General features: G+C 46.7%; 17 protein-coding genes. 9 read left to right on the forward strand and 8 right to left on the reverse strand.

What is annotated here, in order from left to right; all coding sequences use genetic code 11:
* The first annotated feature begins 23 nt into the window (after positions 1 to 23).
* The 3 genes from WBJ53_RS04195 to WBJ53_RS04205 all read left to right on the forward strand — a co-directional run bounded on the left by WBJ53_RS04195 (position 24) and on the right by WBJ53_RS04205 (position 2,846).
* Positions 24 to 1,016, forward strand: a complete 993-nt coding sequence (locus WBJ53_RS04195; protein WP_338874801.1) for an ion channel — start codon at positions 24 to 26, stop codon at positions 1,014 to 1,016.
* Between the two features lie 41 nt (positions 1,017 to 1,057).
* A complete protein-coding gene (locus WBJ53_RS04200; RefSeq protein WP_338874802.1) occupies positions 1,058 to 1,963 on the forward strand; it encodes an LD-carboxypeptidase in 906 nt (301 codons plus the stop codon).
* Between the two features lie 76 nt (positions 1,964 to 2,039).
* On the forward strand, positions 2,040 to 2,846 hold the full coding sequence (locus WBJ53_RS04205) for a hypothetical protein (RefSeq protein ID WP_338874803.1): 807 nt from the start codon (positions 2,040 to 2,042) through the stop codon (positions 2,844 to 2,846).
* Positions 2,847 to 2,889: 43 nt separating this feature from the next.
* On the opposite strand, the gene WBJ53_RS04210 is transcribed toward WBJ53_RS04205, so the two are convergent.
* The gene (locus WBJ53_RS04210; RefSeq protein WP_338874804.1) at positions 2,890 to 3,960 is read right to left on the reverse strand and encodes a M42 family metallopeptidase; all 1,071 of its coding nucleotides are present in this window, start codon (positions 3,958 to 3,960) and stop codon (positions 2,890 to 2,892) included.
* A gap of 158 nt (positions 3,961 to 4,118) precedes the next feature.
* Positions 4,119 to 4,757 carry a peptidoglycan DD-metalloendopeptidase family protein gene (locus WBJ53_RS04215; protein WP_338874805.1) on the reverse strand — a complete coding sequence of 213 codons (639 nt, stop codon included), beginning with the start codon at positions 4,755 to 4,757 and terminating at the stop codon, positions 4,119 to 4,121.
* Between the two features lie 141 nt (positions 4,758 to 4,898).
* Between WBJ53_RS04215 and WBJ53_RS04220 the strand changes: the two genes are divergently transcribed.
* Both WBJ53_RS04220 and WBJ53_RS04225 read left to right on the forward strand, forming a co-directional pair.
* A complete protein-coding gene (locus WBJ53_RS04220) occupies positions 4,899 to 5,837 on the forward strand; it encodes a kelch repeat-containing protein (protein WP_338874806.1) in 939 nt (312 codons plus the stop codon).
* A 129-nt stretch (positions 5,838 to 5,966) separates the two neighbouring features.
* Positions 5,967 to 7,472, forward strand: coding sequence for a peptide MFS transporter (locus WBJ53_RS04225; protein ID WP_338874807.1), 1,506 nt, complete (start codon positions 5,967 to 5,969; stop codon positions 7,470 to 7,472).
* Positions 7,473 to 7,518: 46 nt separating this feature from the next.
* On the opposite strand, the gene WBJ53_RS04230 is transcribed toward WBJ53_RS04225, so the two are convergent.
* The 6 genes from WBJ53_RS04230 to WBJ53_RS04255 all read right to left on the reverse strand — a co-directional run bounded on the left by WBJ53_RS04230 (position 7,519) and on the right by WBJ53_RS04255 (position 11,612).
* On the reverse strand, positions 7,519 to 7,854 hold the full coding sequence (locus tag WBJ53_RS04230; RefSeq protein ID WP_338874808.1) for a translation initiation factor: 336 nt from the start codon (positions 7,852 to 7,854) through the stop codon (positions 7,519 to 7,521).
* A 30-nt stretch (positions 7,855 to 7,884) separates the two neighbouring features.
* Positions 7,885 to 8,103: a hypothetical protein gene (locus tag WBJ53_RS04235; RefSeq protein WP_338874809.1), complete on the reverse strand. Its 219-nt coding sequence runs from the start codon at positions 8,101 to 8,103 to the stop codon at positions 7,885 to 7,887.
* A gap of 11 nt (positions 8,104 to 8,114) precedes the next feature.
* Complete coding sequence (locus WBJ53_RS04240) at positions 8,115 to 8,897, reverse strand: LytTR family DNA-binding domain-containing protein (RefSeq protein ID WP_338874810.1); 783 nt, start codon at positions 8,895 to 8,897, stop codon at positions 8,115 to 8,117.
* 5 nt (positions 8,898 to 8,902) lie between these two features.
* The gene (locus WBJ53_RS04245; protein ID WP_338874811.1) at positions 8,903 to 10,387 is read right to left on the reverse strand and encodes a histidine kinase; all 1,485 of its coding nucleotides are present in this window, start codon (positions 10,385 to 10,387) and stop codon (positions 8,903 to 8,905) included.
* Between the two features lie 72 nt (positions 10,388 to 10,459).
* Complete coding sequence (locus tag WBJ53_RS04250) at positions 10,460 to 11,110, reverse strand: hypothetical protein (protein ID WP_338874812.1); 651 nt, start codon at positions 11,108 to 11,110, stop codon at positions 10,460 to 10,462.
* Positions 11,111 to 11,132: 22 nt separating this feature from the next.
* On the reverse strand, positions 11,133 to 11,612 hold the full coding sequence (locus WBJ53_RS04255; protein ID WP_338874813.1) for an SgcJ/EcaC family oxidoreductase: 480 nt from the start codon (positions 11,610 to 11,612) through the stop codon (positions 11,133 to 11,135).
* 342 nt (positions 11,613 to 11,954) lie between these two features.
* On the opposite strand from WBJ53_RS04255, the gene WBJ53_RS04260 reads away from it, so the two are divergent.
* The 4 genes from WBJ53_RS04260 (at position 11,955) to WBJ53_RS04275 (ending at position 17,876) form a co-directional block, all read left to right on the forward strand.
* A complete protein-coding gene (locus WBJ53_RS04260; protein WP_338874814.1) occupies positions 11,955 to 12,494 on the forward strand; it encodes a GNAT family protein in 540 nt (179 codons plus the stop codon).
* A 148-nt stretch (positions 12,495 to 12,642) separates the two neighbouring features.
* A complete protein-coding gene (gene cmk, locus WBJ53_RS04265) occupies positions 12,643 to 13,356 on the forward strand; it encodes a (d)CMP kinase (protein ID WP_338874815.1) in 714 nt (237 codons plus the stop codon).
* Between the two features lie 76 nt (positions 13,357 to 13,432).
* Entirely contained in the window at positions 13,433 to 14,488 is a 1,056-nt protein-coding gene (locus WBJ53_RS04270; RefSeq protein WP_338874816.1) for an FAD-dependent oxidoreductase, read from the forward strand.
* Positions 14,489 to 14,585: 97 nt separating this feature from the next.
* Positions 14,586 to 17,876: a hypothetical protein gene (locus WBJ53_RS04275; protein ID WP_338874817.1), complete on the forward strand. Its 3,291-nt coding sequence runs from the start codon at positions 14,586 to 14,588 to the stop codon at positions 17,874 to 17,876.
* Positions 17,877 to 18,902 lie beyond the last annotated feature (1,026 nt).

The raw sequence follows: 18,902 nt of genomic DNA on the forward strand, positions 1-18,902 counted from the left end.
TTTTAACGTACTTAGGAATACACATGAATATACCTGATACTCAGCCCAAAAACCTGCATGGTCGAAATAGTCAGTTGGTTGACCAGGAAGAGAAACGGCGGGATCTTGGGTTTGGAACAAAACTCAACGATACGTATTCGAGGTTGATCAACAGAGATGGTAGTTTTAATCTGGTCCGAAGAAATGGCTCATTCTGGGATCAGTTAAACCTATATAACCGGCTCATTACAATGAGTTGGGCGAAGTTTTTAGTATTAGTGCTGCTATTCTACTGTGTGTCTAATGGACTGTTTGCCTGCCTATACTTGCTGGTTGGTGCCGAAAACCTGCAGAGCTCAGCCGAGCAGATGTTCTATGGCCCTTTCTGGAAAGCCTTTTTTTTTAGTTCGCAAACCTTAACCACGGTTGGCTACGGGCATATTGCTCCGGTTAGTTTTCTGGCCAGTATTGTTGCTGCTTTCGAGTCGATGCTAGGTTTGCTGTCGTTTGCGCTGGTGACAGGATTGCTCTATGGCCGCTTCTCGCGACCATCGGCTTATATTAAGTTTTCGCGCCGGGCCATATTTTCGCCTTACCTCGATGTAAATGGCTGGATGTTTCGGATCATAAATGCCCGCTCCAATCAGTTGATCGATGTGCAGGTGGAAGTGACCATGTCGCGGTTAGAAACGCGGGCCGACGGTTCGCGGCATCGCCGGTACTATAATCTGAAACTGGAACGGAGCAAAGTTGTCTTTTTCCCAACCAACTGGACGCTCGTGCATCCAATTACCAACGAAAGTCCATTGCACGGCTGCACGCCCGACGACCTGGCCGAATCTGACACCGAATTTCTAATTTTGCTTCAGGCAATGGACGACACATTTTCGCAGGTTGTACACCGGCGTTATTCGTATCGGTACGATGAAGTGCTTTGGGGGCAAAAATTCAGGCCTATGTTCGATGGAGGCCAGCGTGGTATGGTTGAACTAGATCTGGAAAAACTGGACGATACCGAAGAGGCCTTTCTTAATTAGAAAGGCGGTTGTCTGCCATAAACCATAAACCGAAAACCAAATTGATTTCTCCTCCTTTTTTGCGCCCCGGCGATACGGTTGGGGTGGTAGCGCCTGCCAGTTGGTTCCCTTACGATGAAGTTGCCGAAGGGTTGCGCATTTTGCGCGAAGAATGGCAACTGAATGTTATTGAAGGCGATAGCTTACGGGCTGTCGATGGGCCATTTGCCGGTTCCGACGATCTTCGGCGGAACGACCTGCAACGGTTGTTTGACGATCCGGCCGTAAAGGCTGTATTTGCCGCCCGTGGTGGATATGGTTGTTATCGAATCGTTGATCAGTTAGATCTAACTCAGCTAAAGCAACAACCCAAATGGCTAATTGGGTTTAGCGATGTAACGGTGTTATTGAGTCAGTTTTATAAACATGGTGTCGAGAGCCTGCATGGGCTGATGCCCCGGCAATACGGACACCCCAATCGGACCGAATCGCTCGAATCGGTGCGTCGGTGGTTGTTTGGCGAAAGTCCCGATTACTATGTTGTCTCGCCCCATCGGCAGAACCGATATGGCAGGGCTACAGGGCCACTGGTTGGCGGTAACCTAACCATGCTTGTTAATTCGCTGAGTACACCCACTGATCTGGATTTATCGGGAGCCGTTCTGTTTATTGAGGATATTGACGAAACATTGTTTTCAATCGATCGGATGATGACACAACTTCGACGGGCCGGTCGGCTGGCCGAGTTGGCGGGCTTGGTGGTTGGGCAATTTACGGACATACGGGGTAGTTCATCGCTTCCGTTTGGGAAAGACGCCCTCGAAATAATTGCCGAGGCCATAGCTGGGTATACCTATCCTGTATTGTTTGATTTTCCGGCTGGTCATGTGGATTATAATCTGGCATTACCTATCGGCCGAACCGTTCGGCTGGAGATTGATGACGTTGCCGGGCGAATTATATTCTAGTCAGAATACTGATAAGCAGGTAGGGTAGAGAAAGTTATAGCTTTTAATGAGTACGTATTGTTTTACTCCATAGCCCATGTCATCAACGATTATTCGGATTTGGTATATTCTGGCTGTTGTTGCGGGAATAACTTTTGGCTGTGGCTCCAAAGACCCGGCTCCAATTGTGACGTATCGTGTTATAAGAGCATCGGAAACGGCATTGGATTTTGAAGTGAGTATGCTCTATGCCTATGACAGTCTGGGACGTTTGAAATCCGTAAAAGAATACAACTCCATAGCCGATGACCTATCGACAGTGACTCCTTCGGCTCAAACGACGGTTTATTATTCGGCCAAAACACCCAACCAGATCGACTACGTCGACCGGCGATTAACTCAATCTGTCAATGATGCAAGTGGTGCAGTGGTTGGCAGTCGGCGTATTTTTAATTACGATAGCCAGGGACGCTTATCGTATATCAGTGAATCGAAGGCAGTTGGCGATTTCAATACGCTGAAGTTTGTGCAGTCTTTTCAGTACGACTACGGTGCCGATAACTTACCTGTTACGTTAATTGTGTCGGGGCCGCCACCGTTGCTGGAGCGGGATATTTACTCCTATACGTTTGTTAACGGCAATGCGGTACACATTAAGCTTTCGCTAACGACATCGAAATCTTCGACGCCGAATGTGTCAGAATCAGATGTTCAGTTCGACGATGCGCCCGGCGTTTATACTAACTTTTTTGCAATTTACCCCGGTATCACTTCCTTCAACAAAAACAATGTGATTAATGCCAATACAACAATGGTTCACGACGAGCGTGGACTGCTTGTGAAGCGGGTTAAAAAGGGAAATTATATCGATGATGTAACGGTCTATACGTACGAAGCCTATTAACGAGTCGCCAAACGGATCTTTTGCTCGTTTGGCGACTCGTTTGTTATTTTATATACCGAAAATCCTCTGTTCCTTTGAGGGCGAGCAATGTTTCGTACATGAGCTTAATAACGTTCTGAACATCGTCTTTATGAACGGTTTCGACTGTCGTATGCATGTATTTTAGTGGTAGCGAAATCAGGGCAGAGGCAATGCCTTCGGTGGCATAAGCAAAGGCATCGGTATCGGTGCCGGTTGAACGGCTTACAGCCTGTCGCTGAAACGCAATCGCTTGCCGCTCGGCTACATCAATCATAAAATCGAGCACATTGTTCTGCACTGCCGGGCCATAGCAAAGTACGGGACCGTCTCCACATTTCAGATCGCCCTGTTCTTTTTTGTCGTATTTCGGCGACTGCGTATCGTGCGTAACATCTGTACAGATGGCAAGGTCGGGCCGAAGCCGCCGGGCAATCATTTCGGCACCACGCAGCCCAATTTCTTCCTGTACCGCATTCACAACATAGAGTGTGAATGGAAGTTCAATAGTATTCTCTTTCAGTAGCCGGGCCACTTCGGCAATCATAAAACCGCCCATCCGGTTATCGAGCGCACGCCCTACAAAGTAGCGGTCGTTTAACTCCGTCAACCCATCTGAAAATGTGCAGACAGTCCCGACGTGAATTCCCATATCCAGCACCTCCTGCTTGGTAGCGGCACCCACGTCGATAAACAGGTCGGTAACTTTAGGTGCCGTATCTTTCGATAGGTCGCGGACATGAATGGCAGGCCAGCCAAATACACCCTCCACTACTCCCTTTTTAGTGTGCAGATTAACGCGCATAGAGGGAGCGATGAGAGCATCGGAGCCGCCATTGCGCCGAACAAACAGGTAGCCGTCGTCGGAAATGTAGTTCACAAACCACGAAATCTCGTCGGAGTGTGCTTCGATGACTACTTTATACTCTTTGCCGGGCCCTATTACACCAACGGCAGTGCCATAGGTGTCAACGATATGCTCATCGATATAGGGCTTGAGGTAATCGAGCCAGATCTGCTGCCCCGACGACTCGAAGCCTGTTGGTGAGGCATTGTTTAGATACCGATACAGGAAACTTTTACTGTGTTCGTTCATTGTGTGTTGAAAATAATCTCCTCTAAATAACCGTCTGATTATGATGGGTTGCCTGAAACAGCCTAATCAGGGCAAAGAAAGAATGAAAGCCAAATATATAGGATTGGAAATCGTACGGGGCTAAAAAGATTATAAATATTGGCTAAAACGCTTGACGCTTATAACCCCTGAATGCTCAATATGTCGTTTGGGTTAGGGCATAGAGCCAAATACGTTGATCGGTCGCGCAGTGAGCAAACGCCGGGGAAGTCGCCTTTGTAGCCCAGCATATCGGTCATAAGCTGAAAATGCAGATGTGGAGGCCAGTCGCCATTTTCGGGATAGGGGCCAATGGCACCGATCTGATCATGAGCACTAAACGATTTACCAACATACAAGCCATCCAGCGACGACCGTGTCAGGTGTCCATATAAACTATACAGTGGGTTACCACTAACAACATGCTCCAGAATGATAGTGGGGCCATAATCGCCAAAATTGGCGTTGTCCCGAAAGCTGTGCACTACGCCGGCCATTGGCGTAAAAACGGGTGTTTCGGCTGCGGTCCAGAAATCGATGCCAAGATGAATTTCGCGAGGTTCTGCTGTGGTATTAAAATGGTTGCTCCGTCGATAAATGACCCGGTGTTCGTTATAGCCGCCAACGCCCACCTGCGCACCGGCAGCCTGTAATTTACTGAATACATAATCGGTAAAGACTGTGGTATTGGTCAGATCGAGCGTGGCCAGATCAGGGTTGGTAGCCGAAAAATCGAGCTGCACATACGGGTCTTTCCGGAAATCGAAAGGCAACAGCATGATTCGTAAGTCGAGGTTGTATTCAGAAATAAGAAATCTTTTCTTAAAACTATTAAGAAACCAATATCGTATGCTTTTGAGTCCTATAAAAACAATTAACTGTGGTTTAAGCGTATGAAGGGTTGGCAAATCGCATGTCTTATGTGGTTTTTGTGTGGTTGGTTTCTGATAGGGTGTACGCCAAATGAAGTTTTGCGTTTGCCGGGCGACTGGCGGGCCCGGTCCGAACTGGAAGGTCCGGCCCGGCGGGGAGCGGTGGCTTTTGTGATTGGTCATAAAGCTTATATCACCACCGGATTAAATTTGACCGATGAAGCACTGGCTGACCTGTGGATATACGATGATGCCGCCAATACCTGGACACAGGGCCTTAACTTTCCTGGCAAGGCACGGAGCGAAGCTGTTGGGTTTGCTATCGGCAACAAAGGTTATGTTGGAACAGGCCTTGATGCAAAAGATAGTTTACTCCGGGATTTTTATGAATATAACCCGCTAACGAACCAATGGCGGCAGATTGCCAATTTTGGTGGCTCAGCGCGGCAATCGGCCGTTGGTTTTGTTATTGATAGTTTGGGCTATGTGGCAACCGGCTCTGATGGACTCGAACAGCGAGACCTATGGGCTTATAATCCAGCTTCTGATTCCTGGCAACGCAAAGCCGACTTCAGTGGAAATGCACGGACAGGAGCTGCGTCATTTGTGGTCAATAGCCAGGCGTATTTAGGGACAGGTAGTACGAATGGCGTAAATCAGACCGATTTCTGGATGTACGATCCGGCAAAAGATAGCTGGTTTGAACGGCATAGTTTCGAACGAACATCCATTGCCCGTTCTAATGGGGTTGGCTTTGCCATAAATAATATAGGATATTTTGTGACGGGTGCCTGTGCACAGCGATCGGGCGACTATGATTTTTGGGCCTATGACCCGGTCGGCGATTCGTGGAATTTGAAAGCCTCATTTGAAGGAATATCGCGGACAAAAGCCGTTGGCTTTGCTATTGGTTCTACTGGATACGTCGCTACGGGAATTAATGGCAAAAAATCGTTCGATGATTTATGGGTTTTTATGCCAGATTGAAACCCGGCATTCTTGCGGGTTTGAGGGGGTGAAAGTATATTTACCACTATTTTTTCGTTATTTAGGCCATAGCGAAGCATTGTTTCAACAACTTTTTTGTCAGCAAACGAGACCAATTAACCTAACTGCATGGATGCTACTGTTGAGAAGCCTATCAAAGAGTCCACACTTTTTGGCCACCCGATGGGCCTTTTCGTTTTGTTTTTTACCGAGATGTGGGAGCGCTTCAGCTACTATGGCATGCGGGCCATCCTGCTCCTGTTTCTGCTCGACAAGGTTCGGGGAGGGCTTGGCCTGACCGAAGCTGACGGAGCTGCAATCTATGGTATTTATACGGCATCAGTGTATCTGCTCTCATTACCTGGCGGCTGGATTGCCGATAACCTGCTGGGTCAGCGTAAGTCTATTTTCTATGGCGGAATCATTATTATGCTAGGCCATATCATTCTGGCGGTTCCGGGTGGGCCGGGGGTGTTCTATTTGGGGCTTTGTACGGTAGCCATGGGAACGGGGCTGCTTAAACCAAACATCAGTAGTCTGGTTGGTGAACTTTACCCTGAAGGCGGGGCTCGCAAAGATGCAGCATTCTCTATTTTTTACATGGGTATTAATACAGGTTCACTGCTGGGCATCTCAATTGTTGGGTATCTGGGACAGAAAATTAACTGGCATTATGGCTTTGGGGCAGCCGCTGTAGCAATGGCTTTAGGAATTGTCACATTCCAGACGTTAGGAAAAAAATATCTTGGCGATCGGGGGAATTACATAGTTCAAACCTCTATGGAAGGCAGTGCTTCATCGAGCCGTAATCGTTCGATGTTAGTACTTGTGGCATTGCTAGTAGCTCTGCTGGCTGGTTTGCAACTGACGGGTGTGCTCGATATGACTACGGCACAGGGATTAGCGAAAGCAATGGGCACCATTATTTCGCTGACCGCAGTCGTCTACTTTTTATATATCCTGCTGGCGGGCGGTCTGGATACCGTTGAAAAAAAGCGTGTTGGCGTACTATTTGTCTTTTTTCTGGCATCGGCACTGTTCTGGGCCGGGAATGAGCAGCAGGGCTCATCGTTGCAAATCTTTGCCGACCGCTATACCGATTTGAATTTCTTTGGCTGGGAAATGCCATCGAGCTGGTTTCAGAATCTTAATCCAGCGTTCATTCTGATTTTTTCGCCAGTTCTGGCGGCCTTATGGGTTTTTCTGGTAAACAGAAAGATCGATTTTTCGGTCCCGGCCAAATTTGCCACCAGCCTGCTTTTACTTGGTTTGGCGTATGTGGTCATGGTAGTAGCATCGCGATTGGCACTGACCGGCGTGCGAACATCGCCTTTGTTTCTGGCGTTTACTTACCTGTTCTTTACACTTGGCGAGTTGTTTCTGAGCCCGGTTGGATTGAGTGCTTTTTCCAAGCTGGCTCCTAAACAATACACAAGCCAGTTAATGGGCCTTTGGTTTGTGGGTACATCGTTAGGGAACCTGATCGCGGGCTTATTTGCGGGTGGGTTCGATGAGGAAAATATCCGGCAGATGCCACAAATGTTTCAGAATGTAGCCTACTTCAGCCTGGGTTTTGGCATGCTGCTGTTGCTGTTAGCAAAGCCGCTCAAAAAATGGATGGGTGGTATTCAATGATTCGCACATAAGCCTTTTGCGCTGATCAGGGATTGCTATAAGCTGCTTAGCCTCCTGCTTTTTTTGCCTTATAACCTTTGTTGCTAAGCCATGTAAGTACTTTGTCGCGATGATCGCCCTGGATCAGGATTTCGCCGTCTTTGGTTGAGCCGCCAGTGCCACAGGCCGACTTTAACTGTTTGCCTAAATCGGCAAGGTCGACATCGGTTCCAACAAAACCACGAATGGTTGTAACTACTTTGTTGCCACCTGGTTTTACCAGCCATATTTTAAGGTTCTGCTGTGCTGGGGGCAGGGTTTCGGCCTCTGACGACTCATCGGATTGATAAGCGAAATCCGGATTGGTCGAATAGACAACACCCATGCGATTTTTCTTGCTCATAGACGCTTACGTTTTGGCAAAAGTACAACCTTAATGCATTTGCCAGCGACTGCTGCGCCACCATTTGCGAACGTAATGGCCCAGCCAGAGCCAAAAACCAGAAAGAATAACTGCCGGAAGAATAACAAACCTGACGGCAAAGGCCGGTTGGGGCAACGATGCCACGGGACCATAGATATAGCCAAGGATGGGAACGCTTGCCAGAATATGAAACCAGCGAATGATTTTTCGTTCGGTGGAGGCTTTCATAGCATTGACGGTTAAAGTTCGAGCAGTTGTCGGATCGCTTCGCCGTATGTGCTGCCTGAGGTTAGTTTGGTGCCTTTTTTATCGTTCAATGCCAGCATAAATTTGCCATCGAAGTGCTTATGGACTTCCGCTATTTTGTGACGATTGACCATTACTGACCGGCTCACACGAATGAACATATCGGGGAGTTTTTCGTTGAGCGTTGTCAGCGTATAAGTCGTCAGAAACTTTTGCCCATCCATTGTCGCCAGAAAGACATACTTGTCTTCGGCTTCGAAGTAAGCAATGTCGGAGAGCGGAATCAGAATGATTTTTTCGCCAGTTTTCACCGAAATGGAGTAAATTTCTTTCTTTGGCTGCATCTGAGCCAGCAACCGCATCAGGTTGTCGGACATTGGGCTACTGGCCATTTTGGCCAGATCGTTTCGTTCCACTACTGCCTGAATTTTTTTGGCTGTACGAGCCAATCGATCGGCTTCAACAGGTTTGAGCAGATAGTCGACAGAGTTTTCTTCGAACGCCCGGATAGCGTATTGGTCGAAAGCCGTAGCAAACACAACCATAGGCATTGCCGTTAGTCGCGAGAGCATTTCAAAACCGTTGAGTAGTGGCATTTCAATATCGAGAAAAATTACGTCGGGGCGTTCCGCTTCAATTAGCGTTAAGCCTTCAGCGCCATTCGAGGCATCGCCCATCACCTCGAATATATCGCGGTGTTTGGTTAATAATCGACGCAACCGGCTGATTGCCAGTGGTTCGTCGTCGACAAGTATAGTTCTTAACGGAAGAGTCATCAGTATTAAAGTTGAGCGTCGGTACTGGAGTTCATAACAGGGTGCTCGTGGCGCACCCGTGCGATCCGAATAGAGAGTAAAACCTGTTTTAAGGGCCAGTTTTGTAATTCAACCCGTGCATCGTCGCCATAGAGGAGCTTGAGTTTATCCTGAATACTACGCAGGCCATAGCCACCTTCCATATCGTCGGGGAAAGCGGGGCCGTTGTCGTGGACACACAGGTGCAACTCTCCATTTTTCTCATAAATACGAACGTCGATCCGGCCCGAATCGGCCCGTTTGGCAATGCCGTGTTTTATAGCATTTTCGACAATGGGTTGTAACAGAAACTGAGGGAGCCGTAGTTCGTTTAGCGACTCGTCAGACACGTCAACGCTAAACGTTAGTCGACTCCCGAAGCGCACTTGCTCGACCTGAAGATACGTTCGGACCATTTCGAGTTCATCAGCCAGGGTCGAAAATAATTCACCCGTTCGGCCCGTCGAATACCGGAATAATTTCGACAGCAGCAAGGTCATTTCTTCGGCCTGATCGGGGTTTTCGTGAACCAGGCTGGCAATACTGTTGAGGGCATTGTAGAGAAAATGCGGATTTATTTTGGCCTGTAATGCATCGAGTTCGGCACGAGTTTTCAACTTTTCGAGATTGAGTAGCTGAATTTCCTGTTCAGAAAGTTTGCGGGTTAGTTGGCGACCCTGTTGCAAAACATATAGGAAAATATTGGAAATCAGAAGGTTGCCCATTACATAAATATACCAGGGAGCCGTTTGCTCAATACCGGTTGGCCGTTTTACTAATTCGTCGATGTAGGGTTTACCCATTAAATAATAGAGCCCCATATTAACAACGCCAAAGCTAATGATGACCGCCAGGCTAAGAATAATATGCCGATGCCAGATAACCCGAAACTGTTGGGTGAGCCAGCCTAACAGTGTCCATGTCAGTAGAAAAACAACGGCGCCGTCGGTCATATTCTGCACAATCAGAAACCGGTATAGCCCGGCGGATATGGGGTCTTTGGCGGTAAAGATCAGGTTAGTAAAATAAATGACAGCGTTGCTTCCATAGATGAGCAGAGCGCCCAGAAACATACCGATCAAAAGACCCCAGCCTGGTTTGTTGAGCAGGGTGGTTAAGGTAATAGGCTCTGGTTTGACTTTTTCGGGGACGTATTTACTACGGCCTGCAAAATTGAAGGTTGCCCCTTCTACATTGGCTCCGGTTAAGTTTACATCTACCAGACCACAAAAGCTCAGATTGGCTTCGTAGAGATCGGCATCAGTGAAATCGGCCCCGTTAAGTTCCGAAAAGCTCAGATTGGCCTGACGCAGAATAGCACCCCTGAAGTTGGCTCTGCTCAGGTTCGAAAAGCGGAGGTCGGCCTGGGTAAGGTCGAGGCCGCTGAAATCGAAATCGGATAACTCGGATGCCCGCATATTGAGCCTCCGACCGTTTTTGCCAATGGTGCCGATTAATTGTTCACGAGTCATTTAGGTTCGATTTTTCGGGTTGCAGTTTTCAGCGAGGTGGGTTTTCAACTGAAAAACAATCGTCAGCAAAGGCTATTTACACTTGGCTAGCAGGGGCTCAATTTGCTTCTGCCCCCACATTGGCGACAGATTGGTGGCGGGTTTAAAACTAGCAAATTTTTCGCTGGCCTGTTTCAATACCGGGCAGGCTGCATCGGGCCCACCGCCAAACTGCGCCGGTGTGTACATAAGCGATGAGCCTTCCAGTACAAATGCGCGGGGATTATTGGGGTTTAAGCTTTTGGCCTTGGCCAGCCCCGCCTGAAAAAGCGGGCCATATTGTTGCCAGCGGTTCATGGGATCGACCACCATGCGAGCCTGTGCAATGTATGCTTTCAAAACCGCTAGTTCGTCGTTTTCGGGAGCGAGAGCTTCTGCCGCTTTCAGATTAACATCGGCCTGATCGAGGTATTTATCTTTCTCGGTTTCGTCTTTGCCCATAAAACCCAGATAAACGTAATTTAATCCTGCATAATAGTAGGGTAACCACTCTTTCGGGTCTGTGCCAGCAATGCGTTCAAACTGATTGGCAGATGCCAGAATATCGGCAGGTGTCGATTTTTCGTTGTGTGTCTGCATCGTACTAATGGCTTGATTCATAGATTGTTTATACTGTTCCGACTGTGCCCATACCGGGCAACTGGCCAATAAAGCAACAATAATTAGGATGATGATTGTTTTCATGGTTTGTCTGGTTTTGGGATAATTATTTTTTGCTAAAACTCATCAATAAGCGCTGGAGAAAGTCCGGTTGCTGAACACGGCAATTGTGAAAAGCACGAATTTTCCAGTAGCCGTTTGTTTTAACCAGGACCATCGTCTGGATCGAGAGCCGATCTGGTGGCGGTTTCTTCTGAAACCGTAGTTGAATGGTGCCTGTTGAGTGTGTGAGGGCGATGGTTGGACTCAGGAATGTTATGGTTGCCAACCCCGGGCCTGTGTGCATCGTTGAGCCTTTGAGCGCCCAGGCATTGAACAGATCATGATGAATCTGTTCGTTTTGTTGCCGGCCTTTTATGTGCTGTCCCGCAAAGGTGACATAGTCGCAATCGTCCGTAAAGAAGCTGCCAAATTTACTGGCATCGCCCGCATTCCAGGCATCGGCCAGTTGATCGAATATGTGCCGAATTGCAGCCTCGTCAGTAGCGATAAAAACGGATTTACTTGCTGTTCTGCCAGATTCCATAGGGTGAGCGATTAGCTGTTTTTTACAATTCGTTGATAAGCTATAGTCATGCGTTGTTTGTAGCGTACGTTAGGTGATTGCTATGGGCATCAGTATGTTTTGCTCGGAGCCGATAGTTAGGAAAGTAGAAGTGCAAAAAGTATGTAAATTAGCTTCATAAGAGTGCGGTAACGGATCGGATGGCTCAAAACTACCGCACTCAATCCCCAACAACTCATTTTTTCCGACGAACTCAGAAAAGCAGGGAGTGAAATCCGGTAGGATAAGGATAAATTTGACTTAACATTTATTAATTTTCAGTGTTACTGCTGTAGGAAAACGCGCGCACCATTGACCACTACTTTGATCACATTTCAACTTTCTATTGGTCGGCTTCGCCCCTGGCGCGAGGGCGACGAGGATTCGTTATCTCAACATGCCAGCAATCGGCGCATTTGGAATAATGTTCGGGATTTTTTTCCGTACCCCTACACTCCTCGCGATGCTCATTCGTGGGTTCGCTCCAATAAATCGTATCAACAGCCTAATAATCTGGCCATTGAGATAGATGGTCAGGCCGTTGGTAATATTGGTTTTACGGTGAAAGATGATATTTATCGCTATAATGCCGAAATCGGTTATTGGCTGAGCGAAGAATATTGGGGACGTGGTGTTATGAGCGAAGCCGTTCCAATTATGACCGACTATATTTTTACAAATTTTCAGGTGAACCGGATTTTTGCCTGTGTGCTCGAAGGCAACATTGGCTCAATGCGCGTTCTGGAATCCTCGGGCTATCGGCACGAAGCGATACACCGGAAAGCGGCTGTTAAGAATAACCAGTATCTGGACGAGCATATTTTTGCCATGCTTCGCTCCGAATTTCGGCAGATGAATGCCTAAGCAAGGTGCCAACTTATTCCGGAAGAAGACTATTGCTAACTCAGAAGTTTAGAGTTTGCTAAGTACGAATCGCCTGCATCAATTTGATTATGCCTCTAAATTGTGGTTATTTTGCCGATATTATTACCGCTTCGGCGGACCAAGCTTCATGCCGAAGATAGTAATTGCTATAGACGGATATTCTAGTTGCGGGAAAAGTACAACCGCAAAAGCTGTAGCCGCCAAAATGGGCTATGGTTATATTGACACCGGTGCCATGTATCGCGCCGTAACCCTGTTTTTTATTCAGGAGCGAATCGCATTTACTAATCAGAAAGAGGTAGAATTGGCCCTCGAACGAATCCACATTACATTCAATTACAGTAATCAGACGGGCAAAAATCAAACTTGCCTGAATGGTTTAAATGTTGAGGATGAGATTCGTACCATGCATATTTCGAACCTGGTCAGTGAGGTTAGCGCCATTCCGGAAGTACGCTGGGCAATGGTAGCGCAGCAACAGAAAATGGGACGCCGACGTGGCGTTGTTATGGATGGCCGGGATATTGGCACAACTGTATTTCCGGATGCGGAGGTAAAAGTATTTATGACAGCCGAAACGTACATCCGGGCGCAACGCCGTCAACAGGAGCTTCTCGCAAAAGGCGAGCTGGTCAATATGGATGAGATTATAAAAAATATCGAGAAACGTGATCTGATCGATACAACTCGTTCCGAAAGTCCTTTGGTAAAAGCCGCTGATGCTACTCTGCTCGATACATCGCACATGACCATCGAAGAGCAGGTCGATTGGGTGATCGAACTGGCCGACCGTCGCCTGGCCGAATTGCACCGCAAAAAGAGCCGGAAAGTAATTCAGTAAGTCCATTACATTTGTTGCTGCAACCGTGTGCGGTACTACGGCTCGTACATGCTAGGCTACCTAAAAATTTTCTTGAATGACTGCTGATTTTCTGATAATCGGTCAGGGAGTTGCCGGATCGGTGTTGGCCTGGATTCTGGATCAGCGCGGCTGCTCAGTGCTGTTGGCCGATGACCCCGCATTACCATCGGCTTCGTCGGTTGCCGCCGGCATTGTAAATCCACTTACCGGCCGTAAACTCGTCCAGACCTGGAAAGCCGATGAACTATTCCCCTTTCTCCATCAATTTTATGTTGATATTGAGCAGAAACTGGGCGTTCGGTTCTTTTATCCTAAGAATATTTACCGTCCGTTTCGATCTGAGGCTGAAAAAAATGATTATCTGGCAATCACGACTACGCCTGAAATACTGCCTTATGTAAGTCATGGTGTTGATAATCAGCTATATAGTGCCTATATAAACAACCCCTATGGTGGCCTTGAAGTTAGGCAGGCTGGTTGGCTGGATTTAAATGAGTTTGTTCGAATTATAAAAGGATATTTTATTCGTAAAAGTCAATATTTTGAAGGGAGTGTTTCATATAATGATTTAATAATTAGGGATAAAGATATTTTGTGGAAAGATATTTCTATTGGAAATGTTATATTCTGCGATGGGGTTCAGGGGCGCGAGAATCCGTTATTTAACTGGCTTCCTTACAATCCTGTGAAAGGACAAATTCTGACGGCCGTTGTTGAAAATTATCCTATTAAGACTATAGTAAATCAAGGTGTATTTATTTTACCAATACGGGATGGGCTGCTGCGTGTAGGCGCTACGTATTCCTGGCACGACCTGGACTGGCAAACAACTGACGACGGTCGTTCGTTTTTAGAGTCGAAGGTTCAGGCTCTTCTAAAAATTCCGTATCAAATTGTAGGGCAGCATGCCGGTATTCGCCCATCCACAAAAGACCGTCGGCCTTTTGTAGGTATGCACCCTAATTACCCTTCAATAGGGATTTTTGGCGGCTTAGGAACCAAAGGTGTTTCGCTGGCTCCCTATCTGGCCGAACAATTTGCCCGTTATTTATTAGACGGCGAAGAAATTGAGCCAGAAGCGAATATTAGCCGATATGTTTCGTTATTATAGCGTTAATCTGGACGTTGCCGATTACGTATTGGATTTTAGACTTTTGGGGCTATTTTCCAGTGTCATTTTATCGGACGTCAAATGTTGTTTTGATCGTATGCGAAATCAATACATTCTGCTGGTAGGGCTGTGGCTGGGAATTTTGAGCATGGCCTCTGCACAAAACTATCCGGCACTGGAGCGTTTCGGAAAAAATCGGATTCAATACCGCACCTTCGACTGGAAAATTATCCGTACCTCGAACTTTGAAATTTATTACTATCAGGATGGCACCCAGATCGCAAACCTGACTGCGCAATATGCCGAGTCGGAGTTCGATCGTATTACGGAGTTGTTAGGTTACACGCCCTATAACCGGGTCAAAATCTTCTTATTTAACTCACCGTCAGAACTGGCCCAGAGCAATATTGGTCTGAATACGCAGGGCGGGCTGAACCGACGCGAACAGGATTTGTCGAAATCGCGTCTGGAGTTGGCATTCACCGGCGATCAGATCAGCTTCCGGCGCCAGATCGTTCATGATGTGTCGATGCTGTTTGTCTATGACATGCTTTATGGCGGTAGTTTAAAAGATGCACTTCAGAGCTCGCTGTTATTAACGCTGCCCGATTGGTTCATGCCCGGTATTGCCTCTTACATTGCTGAAGGGAATAGCGTTGAACTTGACGACTATATGCGGGATATTTCATTGAATCGACCCGTTAAAAAGCCGTCGCTATTGAGTGGGAGAGAAGCTGAGCGGGTAGGGCATTCGATCTGGAACTATATCGTGCAGAAATATGGGCGTGATAATGTGTCGAACATTCTGAATCTGACCCGTATTATTCGCAATGAACAAAGTAGCATCTCCAGCACATTGGGAGTCCCCTACACTCGTTTCCTGCGTGAATGGCGTGATTATTATGCTGGTATGGCAAATACCGTAGCACAGTCATACCGAGCAGGAAGTGATGACTTTCAAATTAAAGTAAACTCAACCGACGACGAAGTTCTTTTGACTAGTCTGAAATTAAGTCCTGACAAACAATACATTGCCTATGCTACATTACACGATGGTAAATATCGGGTAGAAGTAGTGAACACATCGAACCGTAAGAAAACAATCGTATTGCAGGGAGGATATCGCCTTGATGGGCAGGTAGCGCGTACCAGCACCCCACTGGTAGCCTGGCAACGAGGGAATAATCTGCTTATCATTACCGATGAGCTGGGAAAAACAAATCTGTATCAGTTTAGCGATTTCGAAAAACGACCGAAACGGCAATTCAAGCGGCAGATAAATGGACTCACTCAGGTGATTGCTGCCGATGCTTCGGACGATGGTGGTAGTCTGATTCTGAGTGCCGATCGGCGTGGTCAAAACGACTTATTTTTATATAGCATCAATCGAGGTTCGTATCAGCAATTGACAAACGATCTATACGACGATCTGGATCCACAATTTATTGGTCGTACGGCGCGGCAGGTCGTATTTAGTTCGAACAGAAAGCTCGATACGCTGGGTGTCGACAAAGGGTCATATAAGGCCATTTCTGACCGATTGAGCCTTTTCATGCATGAAGGGGGTGCCCGCGACTTATCGCTGGTTCGATTTACTGATTCGCTTTCTCACGCTGTTCAACCCATTCCGGCCAGTGAAACAGTAGTCTATTTTCTGAACGATGTCAATGGTATTCAAAACCTGTATCGACTCAATACAGAGTCGGGGGCAACAGCTCAGGTAACAGCATTTCCGCAAAATATCCGTTTATATGACTTGAATCCGGCCAATGGCGGGTTCGTTTATAGTAGCTTCAAGGATGGCGAAGAATACATAGGGTTCAGATCGCAGTTAAATCTAAATCAGACCGTTAATGCCCAGCCTACGCCACGCAGCCTGAGTTTAGGTGCTGGAAACGCTAAAGTTCAGGGTATAGCCGGGCGCACAGGAGCCGCAAAACCGGATACAACCGGAAAACCCAGTGTTGCTAAAACCGATACCGTGGCCGCAAAACAAGCGGAAACGGTGGTTCGCAAGGATTCGGTGAGTCAAATGGCGCTGGAGCCAGGTGAAGTAGACACGGACAACTATCAGTTTGATCCTGATGTTCTGAAAGCTACCGAATACCGACAGCGTCGTTCGATAACTGGTGGTGTGCCTACATTAACGACTACTTTACCACGCAACCGGCGCCGGGAGAACATAACCATCAGAGGGCCTTTTACTTATAAAGGTATGTTTACGGTCAATGATGCCAACTCAAACTGGCGTATTGACCCAATTTCGGCCAAAGGGTTTGGGTATTCCCAGGATGTTACCTTAACTGACTTGCTCGAAAACCATGTTCTTCGCGCTGGATTGTTCATTACAACGACGCTGCGCAACAGCGATTTGTTTGCCGAATACACAAACTTAACGCATCGGATTGACTTTGGTGCTCGGGTAGACCGGAGCACCCTGTTTGTCGATAATAGCGGATTAAGCCAAAAATATCGCTACAACCGCGTTGCTGTTTCGGCCTCTTATCCGATTTCGGTAAATAGCCGCTTCACGGTTTCGCCATTCTATGCCATTACCCGGTTGATCGATTTCTCATCATTTAGTGAACCTGACCGTGTATCGGACTATGCCGGAGTGCGGGGAGAGTTTGTGTTCGATAATACTAAGGTCAATGGAATGAATATGGCAATCGGCACCAAAATGAAAATCAAATTCGAAGAATATGCCGGATTGCGGTCATCGGCCGAAAGCTTCAGACGATTGTCAATTGATTTACGGCATTATCAGAAAATTCATCGCGATCTGGTATTAGCTACGCGTTTCTCGTTCAGTCAGTCGGGTGGCCCCGCGCCTAAGCAGAGCACGTTAGGTGGTATGGATAACTGGATTGGTGCCAATTCGTCGATAAAAGAACAGGTTGCCTCGAACCCATTGCTGGTTCCGAATCCGATACCTGCCGAAATCCCGTACGATTACCGGAATGTTTTCTTCCTTGATTTTGCTGCCCCTTTGCGTGGTTTTCGGCAGGGTAAGCTAACCGGTACCAGCCATATGTTATTCAATGCTGAGCTTCGGTTGCCGTTGATTCGGTATCTCTATCGCGGCAATATTACTTCCAACTTTTTGCGAAATCTACAATTGGTTGCTTTTACCGATATTGGGACAGCCTGGTCGGGTAAAGGGCCTTTTAGTCAGCAGAATAGCTTAAATACTGAAGTTGTAGGGGGAGGTAATATTCCGTTCAGAGCAGTTGTCACGAATTTCAAGAATCCTTTCCTGATCGGTTATGGTGCAGGGGCTCGTACGATGCTGTTCGGCTATTATGTTAAATTCGACTATGGGTGGGGGCTCGAAAATAAAGTTGTCAGTAAACCCATCGCTTATCTGACCTTAGGGTATGATTTCTAACCTTAAGTGGATGAAAAGTAGAAGTGTGACTGATTTATAGTCACACTTTTTTTGTTTTTTTATAAATAATTTGGTTAGTAATAGCTTGCTGCATATATTTGCTCCACTGATCTTTATTATAGGTTCAGCATCGCCATTCGGCATATTCTCTCTCCTTTATCGTCTTTAGATACTTACTCGCCAGAGATGTATATCTGTTTATAGACGAATATTTAATCAAGTAAAATAATTTCTGTAAGTCGTTATTCAATGATTGGCATAATTTTCGCTACCTTATAGTGCCCTGTGTATAGTTAAAGGCGCTACAGGACCAGACGAATTATTGTCAAACAAAGGATAAACGTTTTTTGGGTTTTGTTTAATTAAACTAGTCAAAATCTGCTATTTGGCTAGTTATTAAATAGAATAAATAACGTAGACTTATGAATTGGCATAGTTTTCGTTCAATTTTAAAAAGCAAAAAGTGCCTTTTAGCATTCAGTCGCTAACCGTGACTTATGAGCGGTTTATGTGTCTGAATAATTGCTAAGTCGGTCCCTTTGCGATAGAGTGTATCGCCCCAAATAAGGTTGCAGATGAAAGTAATTTATACGCTACACACAGTTTGGTTTACGGTTTTGACGGATTTCTTTCTTAGACGGAAAGCTAGTGATGTTATGGGCAATAATGTTCAAACGACATCCCTCAGAGACCGGCTTATTACTTACTTTCTGCATCTTTTGCCGGCAGAAAATTATAAACCTGCCCATAGGCGACACAAGCATCCACCATCTGAAAGCGAAAGCCACAGGCTGCCATCAATAACCAGGATAGGATTCTTTACTACTTTCTTTAGACCTCCTGACAGCTCAACTATCGGCCCTCCTGGCTTAGCAAGGCGATTTTATCGCAATCTGCACCAAGCATCCACCTTTTTAGTACAACAGCAAATGAATGAGAAAACTCTACTAAATCAGTCATATCCTTCCACCAGTTCCAGATTGGTATCTAATGCGGGTGAAAACTCGACTTTAGCTGGGATAGACA

The sequence above is a fragment of the Spirosoma sp. SC4-14 genome, assembly GCF_037201965.1.
Classification (GTDB): Bacteria; Bacteroidota; Bacteroidia; order Cytophagales; family Spirosomataceae; genus Spirosoma.